13 protein-coding genes are annotated in these 12567 nt (G+C 68.9%); 4 read left to right on the plus strand and 9 right to left on the minus strand.

The annotated features are described in order from the left end of the window. Together Q7W02_06290 and Q7W02_06295 are read right to left on the minus strand one after the other, a co-directional pair. Positions 1 to 992, minus strand: a 992-nt coding sequence (locus Q7W02_06290) for a metallopeptidase TldD-related protein (protein ID MDO8475795.1), incomplete at its 3' end; no start/stop codon positions are given. Between the two features lie 162 nt (positions 993 to 1154). Next, a complete protein-coding gene (locus Q7W02_06295) occupies positions 1155 to 1955 on the minus strand; it encodes a cobalamin-binding protein (GenBank protein ID MDO8475796.1) in 801 nt (266 codons plus the stop codon). Between the two features lie 27 nt (positions 1956 to 1982). On the opposite strand from Q7W02_06295, the gene Q7W02_06300 reads away from it, so the two are divergent. Together Q7W02_06300 and Q7W02_06305 are read left to right on the plus strand one after the other, a co-directional pair. Next, complete coding sequence (locus Q7W02_06300; protein MDO8475797.1) at positions 1983 to 3125, plus strand: glycosyl hydrolase; 1143 nt, start codon at positions 1983 to 1985, stop codon at positions 3123 to 3125. Next, the gene (locus Q7W02_06305; protein ID MDO8475798.1) at positions 3125 to 3436 is read left to right on the plus strand and encodes a MoaD/ThiS family protein; all 312 of its coding nucleotides are present in this window, start codon (positions 3125 to 3127) and stop codon (positions 3434 to 3436) included. The genes Q7W02_06300 and Q7W02_06305 overlap by 1 nt, the downstream gene beginning before the upstream one ends. A gap of 327 nt (positions 3437 to 3763) precedes the next feature. Here Q7W02_06305 and Q7W02_06310 read toward each other — a convergent pair whose 3' ends face one another. The 7 genes from Q7W02_06310 to Q7W02_06340 form a co-directional block, all read right to left on the minus strand. Beyond that, positions 3764 to 5098: an amidohydrolase gene (locus Q7W02_06310; GenBank protein ID MDO8475799.1), complete on the minus strand. Its 1335-nt coding sequence runs from the start codon at positions 5096 to 5098 to the stop codon at positions 3764 to 3766. Further along, the gene (gene thiO / locus Q7W02_06315; GenBank protein ID MDO8475800.1) at positions 5085 to 6257 is read right to left on the minus strand and encodes a glycine oxidase ThiO; all 1173 of its coding nucleotides are present in this window, start codon (positions 6255 to 6257) and stop codon (positions 5085 to 5087) included. Before thiO ends, Q7W02_06310 begins: the two co-directional genes overlap by 14 nt. Beyond that, positions 6257 to 6886 carry a thiamine phosphate synthase gene (gene thiE, locus Q7W02_06320; GenBank protein MDO8475801.1) on the minus strand — a complete coding sequence of 210 codons (630 nt, stop codon included), beginning with the start codon at positions 6884 to 6886 and terminating at the stop codon, positions 6257 to 6259. The genes thiO and thiE overlap by 1 nt, the downstream gene beginning before the upstream one ends. After that, a complete protein-coding gene (locus Q7W02_06325) occupies positions 6871 to 7656 on the minus strand; it encodes a thiazole synthase (protein ID MDO8475802.1) in 786 nt (261 codons plus the stop codon). The genes thiE and Q7W02_06325 overlap by 16 nt, the downstream gene beginning before the upstream one ends. 147 nt (positions 7657 to 7803) lie before the next feature. After that, on the minus strand, positions 7804 to 8004 hold the full coding sequence (thiS, locus tag Q7W02_06330; GenBank protein MDO8475803.1) for a sulfur carrier protein ThiS: 201 nt from the start codon (positions 8002 to 8004) through the stop codon (positions 7804 to 7806). 27 nt (positions 8005 to 8031) lie between these two features. Then, on the minus strand, positions 8032 to 10098 hold the full coding sequence (locus Q7W02_06335; protein MDO8475804.1) for a thioredoxin domain-containing protein: 2067 nt from the start codon (positions 10096 to 10098) through the stop codon (positions 8032 to 8034). Positions 10099 to 10114: 16 nt separating this feature from the next. Then, positions 10115 to 11128, minus strand: a complete 1014-nt coding sequence (locus Q7W02_06340) for an aminomethyltransferase family protein (GenBank protein ID MDO8475805.1) — start codon at positions 11126 to 11128, stop codon at positions 10115 to 10117. Positions 11129 to 11154: 26 nt separating this feature from the next. On the opposite strand from Q7W02_06340, the gene Q7W02_06345 reads away from it, so the two are divergent. Both Q7W02_06345 and Q7W02_06350 read left to right on the plus strand, forming a co-directional pair. Next, entirely contained in the window at positions 11155 to 11820 is a 666-nt protein-coding gene (locus tag Q7W02_06345; protein MDO8475806.1) for an A/G-specific adenine glycosylase, read from the plus strand. Then, the gene (locus Q7W02_06350) at positions 11807 to 12553 is read left to right on the plus strand and encodes a glucose 1-dehydrogenase (GenBank protein MDO8475807.1); all 747 of its coding nucleotides are present in this window, start codon (positions 11807 to 11809) and stop codon (positions 12551 to 12553) included. The genes Q7W02_06345 and Q7W02_06350 overlap by 14 nt, the downstream gene beginning before the upstream one ends. Positions 12554 to 12567: the final 14 nt, after the last annotated feature.

Raw genomic sequence — 12567 nt, forward strand, 5'->3', positions numbered from 1 at the left:
CCCTTCTCGATGAGGACGTTCCGCCGCGTCGGGATACCCTCGTCGTCCACGTTGAGCGAGCCGCGCCGGTTGGCGATGGTGCCGTCGTCGATCACGGTGACGAGATCTGAGGCGACCTTCTGGCCCATGCGCCCCGAGAAGGCCGAAGTCTGCTTGCGGTTGAAGTCGCCTTCGAGCCCATGCCCCACTGCCTCGTGGAGGAGGATCCCCGGCCAGCCCGGGCCGAGCACCACGGTCATCTCGCCCGCCGGCGCCTCGACAGCGTGGAGCTTGATCGTCGCCTGCCTGACCGCCTCGGAGGTGTAGCGGCGCCAGCGGTCCGCTTCCCCGCGGTCCGCTTCAAGGAAGAAATCAAACGCCACGCGCCCGCCGCCGCCGTAGGTGCCGATCTCGCGCTTGCCGTTCTCCTCGACGATCACGGTGACGTTCAGCCGCGTCAGCGGGCGCACGTCGCCCACCGTCCAGCCCGAGGGCGTCGCGATCAATACGACCACGTCCTCGCTGCCGAGACTCGCGATGACCTGCTTGACGCGCGGGTCGAAGGCGCGGGCCGCCGCGTCCATCTTGAGGAGCAGCGCGACCTTCCGGTCCAGCGCGGCGTTGACGGGAGGCTCGGCGAGCGTGTAGAGGTCGTGCGGGCGGCCCGGCCCGACGGCCACGGCGGTCGACGCGGAGGTCTGATCCGCGATTGCGCGCGCCTGCCGGGCGGCTTCTTCGAGGTTGGGAAGCGCGAGATCGTCGGTGTGGGCGTAGCCGGTGCGCTCGCCCGACTGGGCGCGGATGCCGGCGCCCTGGCTGACGTGGCGCGAAGCCTTCTTGACCGCGCCCTCTTCGAGGGTCAGCTCCTCGCTGACGCGGTACTCGAGGAAGAGGTCTGCGTGGTCGACGCGGCCGGCCAGGTGGGATCCCAAAAGCCGTTCGAGGGCCGAGGACGTGAGACCGAACCTGTCCTCGAAGAACCGCTCCGGCCGCGCGAGCTTATTAGTTGTCATGAGGGACGCGAAAGGTACTCATCCTAGCATCGGCCTCCAAGGGGCCTTCCATCTTTAATGACACCATTGCCACGTCACCAAATTCTCTATCAGGATGTGAACCGGAGCTACAGTTCCAGCTACTTAGGCCGTGGGAGCGAAGGCTACAGTTGAGGAGCTACACTAAGCCCCCAGCCCCTGCTGGATGATCTCGTGGATAAGCCTGAGCCCCGCCAGCACCGATGGCCCTGGAGATAGGATATCAGCCCCGTCCACCTCATGGATACGGCCTTCCTTGACGGCGCTCACCGCCTCCCACCCGGGGCGTTTCCGGATCGCCTCCAGGTCCACCGGCTTGCCGCACCATGAGGCGAGGATGATCTGGGGGTTCCGCCGGGCGACCTCGCCGGGATCCACCACCCGGTCCTTGGCCGAGACCTTGTCCCGCAGCTCGGGGAAGATGTCGCGCCCGCCGGCGATCTCGATGACCTCCGAAACCCACCTGATCCCCGCGATCAGCGGGTCGTGCCACTCCTCGAAGTAGACGCGCGGCCTGTCGGGCCACACGCTCGAGAACTCCCGCACCTGCCGGATCTCGTCGCGCATGTCCTGGACGAGATCGCGCGCGGGCTTCTCGAGCCCCAGGAGCCCGCCCACCATGATGATGGTGGCGAGGATCTCGTCCACCGAGCGCGGGTTGGAGCAGAAGACGGGCAGCCCGGCGCGGATCAGCTCGGCGCTGATGTCCGCCTGGAGATCCGAGAAGGCCAGCACGACGTCGGGCTCGAGCTCCAGGATCTTGTCGGCTCGGAAGCTCGTGAAGCCACCGATTTTCGGCTTCTCCCGCGCCTCGGGCGGCCTCTGCGCCGTGCCGGGCACGCCGACGACGCGCTCCCCTGCACCAAGCGCGTAGCAGATCTCCACGTGCTCGGAGGAGAGACACACGATGCGCTGAGGGAAGCCGGCCGACCCCTTGCCGTACATGGCAACTTACGATATCAAAGAAGGCCTATGGCTGGGTCCAAGCGTTCCAAGCGCCGCACACTGCTGATGGTCGGCACCCGCAAGGGCGCCTTCTTCTTCCACGGCGACCCGGCGCGCCGGACCTGGCGGCTCGACGGCCCGCACCTCCTCGGCTGCATCGTCCACCACCTGGTGCTGGATCCCCGCGACAGCCAAACGATGCTGATGGCCACCCGCACGGGTCATCTCGGGCCGGTGATCATGCGCTCGACCGACCGCGGCCGCACGTGGACGGAAGCATCGCTGCCGCCGGCCTTCGCCAAGGCGCCCGAGGGTCACACCGGGCGCGCCGTGGATCACACCTTCTGGCTCTCGCCGGGGCTTCCTTCTCAGCCGGGCGTCTGGTGGGCCGGCACCTCACCGCACGGGCTCTTCCGCTCCGAGGACGGCGGCGTCACGTGGAGCGGCATCGAGGGCTTCAACCGCAACTTGGTGGCGCGCATCGGCACGATCGGACAGGACACGCCGGACGGCGCGGTGACTCACTCGATTTTGGTGGACCCGCGCGACCCGAAGCATCTCTATGTCGGCCTCTCAGGGGGCGGCTCCTTCGAGAGCCTCGATGGCGGGGCGTCGTGGCGCGCGCTCAACAGCGGGGTCGCCGCCACCTTCCTGCCCGACAAAGACCCCGAGATCGGGCAGGACCCGCACATCATGGCCCTTCACCCGCTCAAGCCCGACCGGCTCTACCAGCAGAACCACTGCGGCATCTACCGCCTCGACCGGCCCGGAGACGTCTGGACGCGCATCGGCATGAACATGCCGAAGACGGTGGGCGATATCGGATTCCCGCTCGTGCTGCATCCCCGCGACCCCGACACGCTCTGGGTCATCCCCATGGACGGGACGACCGTCTGGCCGCGGACGAGCCCCGGCGGCAAGCCCGCCGTCTACCGCTCGCGGAACGCGGGCAAAAGCTGGGAGCGACAGGCCGCCGGCCTACCCACACGCGATGCCTGGCTCACTATCAAGCGCCAGGCCTTCGACGACGACGGCGGCGAGCCGCTCGGGCTCTACTTCGGGACCACGAGCGGCGAGATCTGGATGAGCACGGACGAAGGGAAGCGCTGGCGCTGTCTGGCCCGCCACCTGCCCGAGATCTACTCCGTCCAGGCGGCGGCGCTCGGCTGATGCGCGTCTTCATCGCCTCGCCCCTTTACTCTTACACGGGCGGGCGCGGCGAGGTCGAGGGCACGGGCGCCACGGTCGCCGAGATGCTTGCCGATCTGGACCGGCGCTTTCCCGGCATTCGCCGCCGGATCGTGGACGAGCAGGACCAGGTCCGCCAGCACATGCGGATCTACATCGGCACCGAGCCCGCCGCAACCCTCGACCAGCCGATCCCAGAGGACCAGGAGATCCACATCCTCCAGGCGCTCAGCGGCGGGCGGCGCCGGTCCCCTGAAGCGGCTTCTTCGGCGTCACTCGCCGCCTCACGATGAATCGTCGATCTCCGGCGGCCTGGACCTCGAACCGCGGCGGGGTTCCGCGGGGCCACGGGGCATATCCCGAGCCGCGCAGCCACCGGCCAATCTTCTCGTCGACCAGCTCGCGGCATTCGGCACCCCAAAACGAGTCCTTGGCGACGTTCAGCTCAACCGCCAAAACACCCCTACCCTCCTGCAGCTCCACCGTTACGGTGTGCCAATCCGGCTTGAAGTACCGGTCGCGGTCCTCCGCAGGTACCTTGAAGCCGTAGCCGGCGCCTGACCTCCGGTGGACTCCGTTATTCCAAGCCGTCCAGATCATGCTCGCCCCCTCAAGAGTCATTACTTCCCGCCGTCGAAGCGCTCCGTCTTGGCGATGCCGCGCTGGAAAGTCAGGTAGGCCTCCTTGGTCATGCGCGGCTTGAACTCGCGGATGATCTCCTTGGCCGCCTTGGCGTCGTCCCAGAGCATGTCCACGGCCATGAGGGCCAGCTGCTTCGCCGGCTCGATGTAGGCAAGCTTGGGATCCGCGATCGCGAAGTCGGCGCCGTGCCCGCTGCCGGAGGCGCCGCCCATGTATGGATGCAGCGTCGGCATCACGTGCGAGATGTCGCCCATGTCGGTGGAGCCGCTGCGGTGCCCCGTTTCGGTCACCTGGTCGGCGCCCAGGAGCGCCGCCGCATTGGCCTTGAAGTGCTGTGCCATCCCGGCGTGGTTGAAGAGCGGCAAATAGCCTGGCAGTGTCTCGATCTCGACCTGGGCGCCCAGCGCGAGCGCGCCGGCCTTGAGCGCGCGGTCCACGCGCACGTTGGCGTCCAGGATCGCCTCGACGGTCTTGCCCCGCACGTAGGTCTCGATGCGCACGTCGGCCGGGATGACGTTCACCTGGCTCCCGCCATGCGTGATGATCGGATGCACGCGGATCGAGTCCTCGTCCTTGAAGGTCTCGCGGATGGCGTTGATGGCGGCGAGGCCGATCTGGGCGGCGTAGAGCGCGTTGATTCCGAGGTGGGGCGCCCCGCCGGCGTGAGAGGCGCGGCCGATGTAGCGCACGGTCTTGACGATGCAGCCGTTGTTCGAGGCGGCGATGCCGGCCTTCTTGACCTCCTTCACCGGCGTCGTGTGGATCATCATGGCCATGTCCACGTCGTCGAAGTGGCCGAGGCGCAGCAGCTCCGGCTTGCCGCCCAGGAACTCGAGCTTCCCCGCCCTCGCCTGCTCGACACGCCACGCGACGTCGCCGTACTCCTCGGCAGGCACGGCGAAGAAGACGACGCGCCCCGCCAGATGCTCGAAGGCCTTGGCGCCCACCAGCCCCATCGCGGCTCCTAGGAGCCCGGCGATTTGCGCGTTGTGGCCGCAGGCATGGGCCGCGCCCGTCTGCGGATCAGCCACCGGGTGTCCTGCCACCACGAGCCCGTCCAGCTCGCCCAGCAGCGCGAAGGTCGGCCCGTCCGTCTTGCCGCGTGCCACGCCGCGCACGCCCGTGAGGGCAAGCCCGCCCTTGGGCTCGAGCCCGATCTCCCGCATGGTCTCCTCGACCAGCCGCGCGGTCTTGAACTCCTTGAAGCCCAGCTCCGGGTTCTTCCTGATCGTCTCGCCGACCTTGACGATCTTCTCGCTCTGACGGTCGATGGTCTCGCAGACGGCGCGCTTAATGTCATCACGGGTGGGCATGGGGGCTCCTGTCGAGTAGTGGGTCTGGCCCGTCGAGTAGTGGGTCTGGCCCGTCGAGTAGTCGGTCTGGAAGGAAGGGCTTGATCAAATCCGAGATGCCGCCGCCCAGGATCGCCTGCGTCATGAGCGCGGCGGTGGCCGGCGCCAGCAGGATGCCGTTGCGGTAGTGGCCACTCGCGACATACAACCCCTCGAGCCCTGGCCAGGGGCCCAGCACGGGCATATCGTCGGGCGTGCCGGGCCTGAAGCCGCACCAGGTGCGCGTGACGGGCCGGCGCCGCAGTTCCGGCACGACCGCGATGGCGCCATTGACCAGATGCGCCAGGCCTTCCGCGGTGATGGCGCGCTCGAAGCCGACGTGCTCCACCGTGGCGCCGATCAGCAGCTCGCCCGACGGGCGCGGCGTGAGATACCCCTGATGGCCGTGTACGGCGTGGCGGAGGAGCGGCGGGACGTTGCTGACCGCCATCATTTGGCCGCGCACGGGCGCGACAGGCAGATTGAGACCGAGAGTTGCGGCAAGCGGGCCCGACCAGGCGCCGGCCGCCAGCAGCACGCACTCGGCCCCGACACGCTCCCCCGCCGCCACCACGCCCGTGACCCGGCCGCCTTCGGCGGTGAGCTGCGTCACTTCGACGCCCGTGCGGATCTCGACTCCCCGGCCCGCGGCCGCGGTGGCATACGCCGTGACGAGGCGCTGGTTATTCACCCAGTGGTCGCCGCGCACGAAGAGCGCCGCGGGAATCTCCGGCGAAAGCCACGGCTCCATGTCGCGGAGCTCCGTGCCCTCGACGACCCGCATCCCCATCTCCTTGGCGAGCGGAAAGCGCGTCTGCTCCTGCGCTCCGACCAGCTCCTCGCGGCCGAAGATGGGGTAGAGCGTGCCCGTCGTCATGTGCTCGACGTCCACGCCCGTGACATCGCGGAGCTCGCGAGCGATGTCGGGGTAGCGCGCCCAGCTGTCCAGCGCAAGCTTCTGGAAAGGACCGGAGCGTTTGGTCTCGCCGACGGGAGCGAGCAGGCCGGCGGCGGCGCTCGAGGCCTCGGCGCCCGGCGTGGCGCGCTCGAAGAGCGTCACCCGACAGCCGGCTTTGGCTAGATCGTAGGCGGTCGCGCAGCCGATGATCCCGCCGCCGACGACGATGACGGATGGCGGCATCAGGCTCGTCCCAGCGCGTCGAGGAACGCCTTGACGGCATCGGCGGGGCGCGCCGTCGCCAAGATGGCCGCGATGACGGCGACGCCCGAGGCGCCGGCCCGGACTACCTCGGCCACGCGCGCGGGCGTGACTCCGCCCACGGCAAAGACTGGCAGGCGCACGGCGGAGGCGACGCGCTCGAGGGCTGACAGCCCCTGCGGCGGCCCGTACTCACGCTTGGAGGGCGTGTCGTACGCAGGCCCGAAGAGGAGAAAATCGGCGCCTTCAGGCTCTGCCGCGCGCGCCTCGGCCAGAGAGTGGACGGACGCGCCGATCAGGAAGCCGGGAGGGCTGATGGCGCGAAGCGCGGACACGGGGAGCGAGGTGCCCGCGCGCTGGACGCCGTCGGCGCCGACGCCGAGGGCCACGTCGGCGCGGTCATTGACGAGGAGCTTCGCCCCGTGGCGCCGGGTCGACTCTCGCAGCGCGCTCGCCATCGAAAGAAGATCCCGCGCGGCCAGGTCCTTCTCCCTCAGCTGAACGGCCTTGAGCCCTGCGCCAAGGCATGCCTCGACGGCCTCCTCCAGCGTTCCCGCCACCTGCGACCGATCGGTCACGAGGCAGAGCGAGAAGCCTAGCTGGTCGACCAATCCGGCACGCCCTCGATGGGAGAAGAGGCCGTGGCGTAGAGCTTCTTGCCGATGCGGCCCGCCTTGAAGGCGAGGCGCCCGGCCTCGATAGCCAGCTTCATGGCAGTGGCCATGGCGACGGTGTCCGTGGCGCCGGCGATGGCGGTGTTCATCAGCACGCCGTCGCAGCCGAGCTCCATGGCGATCGCGGCATCGGACGCGGTGCCGACGCCGGCGTCGATGATCACGGGGCACGTGACCGTCTCGAGGATGATCTTGATGTTGTACGGGTTGCGGATACCCAGGCCCGAGCCGATCGGCGCCCCGAGCGGCATCACCGCCGCCGCCCCCGCGTCCTCCAGCTTCTTGGCGAGGACGGGATCGTCGTTGGTGTACGGCAGCACGCTGAAGCCCTCGCGGGCCAGGATGCGCGTCGCCTCGAGCAGGCCCTCGACGTCGGGGAAGAGCGTTCGCGAGTCGCCGATGACCTCGACCTTGACGAGCGTTCCCAGTCCGGCCTCGCGGGCGAGGTAGCAGGTGCGCACCGCCTCGTCGGCGGTGTAGCAGCCGGCCGTGTTCGGCAGCAGCGTGTACTTCTTCGTATCGATGTAGTCGAGCAGCGACTCTCCCTGCCCCGGCAGGTTCACGCGCCTGACGGCAACCGTGACGATCTGGGCGCCAGAAGCCTCGATGGCTTCCCGCATGTTCTCGAACGACGGGTACTTGCCCGTCCCGACGATGAGTCGCGACTTGAACTCCTTGCCCCCGAGCCACAATGACGTGTCGTACATCTCCCTGCCTCCTTGCTGGTTTCGCTCTTACAACCAGGCCCCCTCACCCTACCCTCTCCCCCTCCGGGGGCGAGGGGGACAGGCCCCTGGGACGATAGTCCCCCTCTCCCCCTCTGGGGAGAGGGTAGGGTGAGGGGTCGTGCTTTGCTAGCCTCCGCCCATCGGGCGCACGATCTCGACCCGGTCTCCGTCCTTGAGATGCGTATCGGCGTACTGCGCCTTCGGCGTGATCTCGCGGTTGAGCGCGACGGCCGTGTACTCGCGCTTCACCTTCAAGTGCTCGAGCAGTCCATCGACGCTCACGCCCTCGGGCACTTCCATCGCCTCGCCGTTCACCAGTACACGCATGAATTCTGCACCTCGGCCCGATGTGAATTATACTCCAGCGTCGAGCTGGGCGACGAGCGCGGCTGGATCGGTCACGGGGAGCTGGCAGACGTAGCGCCGGCAGACATAGGCCGTGGGCTTGCCGTCCACGGCCCCGCGCTCGGCAAGGAGCGGCAGCCCCGCCTGGCCGGGCGAGCCCGCTGGAGCGCCGACAACCAGGCGATTCGGCATGTAGCGACGGAATGGCGTCTCAGCGAGCGGCCCCGGGCCGGAACCGTCGGGCCAGACGAGGGCGACTTCGGCCACGGGGCCCAGATGGAAGTCGAGCGCCGCCAGGTAGCGCCCGAAGCCTGACGGGTAGCGGGTCATGAGATCGGCCATGGGCCGGAGCGCCTTCAGCGCCAGCGCCTCGTAGCGCTCCTCGCCGAACACGATGGCCAGCCTGAGCAGCCACTCGATCGCCACCGAGGTGCCCGAGGGCACGGCATTGTCGAAGAGATTGCGGGGCCTCACGACCAGCGCTTCCTGATCCTCGCCCGTGTCGAAGAACATCTCCTCCCGCCCGTCCCAGAAGAGCGCCAGCGCCTGATCAGCCAGGCGCCGCGACTCGTCGAGCCACCGCCGGTCGAAAGTCGCCTCGTAGAGCGCGAGCAGACCCGCCCCGACCATGGCGTAGTCCTCGAGGTAGCCCTTGATCTTGGCCTGGCCGTCCTTCCAGGAGCGGAGCAGCCTGTCCCCGTCCTTCATGCGGGCGGTGACGAACTCGGCGTTCTTCACCGCCGCGGCGATGTAGTCGGCGCGGCCCAGCGCGCGGCCGGCCTCGGCGAACGCTGCCTGCGCCAAGCCATTCCACGAGGCCAGGACCTTGTCGTCGAGCCCGGGATGGACGCGCTTCTCTCTCGCGTCGTAGAGGCGCGTGCGCGCGACGGCGACCAGCCCGGCCAGCCGCTCGACCGGCATGCCCAGATCCTGCGCAACCCGCGACGGCTCGCGGGGGACGAAGAGAATGCTGTGCCCCTCGAAGTTGGGCTCCTCGTCGGCGCCCCAGTAGACGAGCGCCGCCTGGGCCATCTCGGCGTCGGGCAGCGCGGCGCGGATCTCGTCCTCGGACCAGACGAAGAACTTGCCCTCGACCCCTTCCGAGTCGGCGTCCTGCGCCGAAAAGAATCCGCCCGAGGCATGCGTCATCTCGCGCAGGATGTAGTCGAGCGTCTCCTCGCAGACGCGCCGGTACTCGGCGTCCCCCGTGGCGAGCCAGCCATGAAGATACAACGATGCAAGCTGGCCGTTGTCGTAGAGCATCTTCTCAAAGTGGGGCACGAGCCACTGCCCGTCCACCGAGTAGCGATGAAAGCCCCCGCCGAGCTGGTCGTACATCCCGCCCCGCGCCATCTTGGTCAGCGTGAGCCGCGCCATCTCCAGCGCGCGCGCATTGCCGGTCCGCTTCCAAAAGCGCAGGAGGAATTCCCAGTTCATGGGCTGGGGGAACTTGGGCGCCCGCCCCATGCCGCCTTCGCGGGCGTCGAACTCTCCCGAGAGCGCCTGGTAGGCCGAGAACAGGATCGTGTCCGTGAGTAAAGTGTTGGAGCTCCTCAGCCGCTCGCCCTGCCGCATCTGCTCGAGCAGCTGCTTGCCCGCCTCGACCACTTCGCCCCGCCGCCCGCGATAGGCCTCGGCCACGCCCTGAATCAACCGCGGGAAGGCGGGCATGCCGTGGCGGTCCACCGGCGGGAAGTAGGTGCCGCCGTAAAAGGGCACGCCCTCGGGCGTGAGGAAGACCGTCATGGGCCAACCGCCGTGGCCCGTCATGGACTGGACGGCCTGCATGTAGATCTGGTCCACGTCGGGCCGCTCTTCGCGGTCCACCTTGATGTTCACGAAGAGCCGGTTCATGAGCGCGGCGATCTCTTCGTTCTCGAAGGATTCGCGCTCCATGACGTGACACCAGTGGCAGGCCGAGTAGCCGACGGACAGCAGCAGGGGCTTGTCGTCCGCGCGCGCTCGCTCGAATGCCTCCGAGCTCCACGGGTACCAGTCGACCGGGTTGTGCCGGTGCTGGAGGAGGTACGGGCTCGTCTCCTGCGCGAGACGGTTGGTGTGCTTGTGCTCTGTCACGGGATCCCGGGGGGCGTCAGCCAGGCTTGACGAAGGGCAGTTCGGCCACACGCGCATTCACGAGATCGTCGCCGATCCTGACCGACAGCGCGCTCCCGGGCTCGAAATGCTCGCGGCGGACATAACCAAGCGCGACGGGCTTGCCGAGCGCCAGCGAGAGCACGGCCGAGGTGACGCGGCCGACTTCCGTGTCCACGGCGACGATCGGGTCGCCGTGCGACGGCACCCGCTCCCCCTCGAGCACCAGGCCCGATAGACCGCGGTTGATGTGGCCGCGGTACTTGACGCGCGCCACGGTCTCCTGGCCGATATAGCAGCCCTTCGTGTAGGACCAGAAGGCGTCGAGCCGCGTCTCGGGCAGGATGACACCCTCGTCCACATCCTGGCCGTACATCGGGATGCCGGCCTCGACCCGGAGCACCTCGGCCGCAGCGGCGCCAACGGGCACCGCCCCAGCTTCCCTCAGGGCTTTCGTCAAAATCGGGGCGTGCTCCGCGGCGGTCCAGCAGTGGAAGCCGGGCGTCACGGCATCGCTCCGCCGCGCGACGCGCACCGGCACACCGGCGATCGACATCTCGGCGTGGGCGTAGGACTCGAGGTCGACCTTGGCCCCCGTGACTCGCGCGAGCGTCTCCCCGGACTTCGGGCCCTGCACCGACAGGATGGCATACGCGTCGTCAGCGGCCTCGAAGCAGGCCTTCTCGGAGATCAAGAACTTGTCGATGGCCTGGAGAAACTTCTCCGTAGAACCGGCCGGCAGCTCGAGCAGGATGCGGTCTTCGAGGACGTACACCGTCAGGAGCGAGACGACCTTGCCGACGGCGTCGAGGAAGGCGGCCGGACATCCCTGCCCCGGCTGGAGCGCCTTGACGTCGTTCGACAGCATGCCCTGGAGAAACGCCACGCGGTCGCGCCCAGTGACCGTCACCTTGCCGAGCATCGAGCGGTCCATGAGGCCGACGCCTGTCATCACGGCACGGTGCTCGGCGACGGGATCATGGGCCTCGTGGAGCGGCGGTTCGTTTGGCACGGTTCCATTGTGACACAATGGCCGCCGTGACGCTTCCCGACGCCCGCGCGGGCCGCCGCTTCCAGCGGCGCCTCCTCGATTGGTACGCGCGCCACGGCCGCGACCTGCCGTGGCGCCGCACGCGCGAGCCGTACCGCGTCCTGGTCTCCGAGATCATGCTCCAGCAGACGCAGGTCGACCGCGTCATCCCGAAGTACCACGAGTTCCTCGCCCGCTATCCGACCTTCGAGGATCTGGCCCGGGCCCGCGCGCCCGAAGTCCGGAAGACGTGGCGGCCGCTCGGCTACTACCGCCGCGCGACTCATCTCCACGGTATAGCCCGCGAGACTGTGGCCCGCTACGACGGGCGGCTTCCCGACGACGGCGCGCGCCTCCGGCGCATGCGCGGGATCGGCCGCTACACGGCCGGGGCCATTCTCGCCTTCGCCCACAGCCAGGACGCCGCGCTCGTGGACACCAACGTGCGCCGCGTCCTCGGCAGGGTCTTCCTCGGGAGCCGAGGGATCAAGCGGCTGCGCGGCCAGAAGGCGATCTGGGACCTGGCTGAATCTCTCGTGCCGCCGGGGCGCGCCTACGACTACAATCAGGCCCTCATGGACTTCGGCGCCACGTGGTGCACGGCGCGCAAGCCCAAGTGTCCACGCTGTCCCATGAAGGCATTTTGCAGGAGTTACGACAATGGCAACGCTTGACGGCAAGGTCGCGATCGTCGCGGGCGGCGGCACGGGCATCGGCCGCGCCACCGCCATCCTCTTCGCCAGCGAGGGCGCGCGCGTGGTCGTCTTCGGCCGCAGGCCCGAGCCGCTGGCCGACGTGGTGGACACCATCGTCAAGGCCGGAGGGCAGGCTTCCGCCGTCAGCGGCGATGTCGCCAGCGAAACGGACGTCGAACGATTGGCGGCCGCGGCGACACGAGACCACGGCGGCGTGGACATTCTGGTCAACTCGGCGGCGGTGCGCCTGCGCTCCCCGCTCGTCGACATCAGCGCGGCCGACTTCGCCGAGGTCCTCCGCATCAACCTGGTCGGCGCCTTCGTGCTCACCAAGTCCGTCGTGGCCGCCATGCTCGCGCGCGGCGGCGGCAGCATCATCCACATCGGCTCGGCCCTCGGCACAGTGGCGGCGCCCGACTTCTCCCCGTATGTCGCCTCCAAGGGCGGACTCCACCAGTTCGCGCGCGCCGCCTCCGTCGAGCTCGTCCAGGACGAGATCCGCGTCAACGTCGTCGCCCCGGGCACCATCGACACCGCCATCGGCATGGGCGTGCCCGAGTTCCGCCGTCACCTCCTCAAGCACCGGATCCCGATCGGCCGCGCGGGTCACGTGGACGACATCGCCCAGGCCTGCCTCTACCTCGCCTCGGACGCCTCGCGCTACGTCACGGGCTCCATCCTCGCTGTCGACGGCGGCTGGACCGCGTCCTGATCCAACCACCCCCT

Source organism: Candidatus Rokuibacteriota bacterium, assembly GCA_030647435.1.
Lineage (GTDB): Bacteria > Methylomirabilota > Methylomirabilia > Rokubacteriales > CSP1-6 > AR37.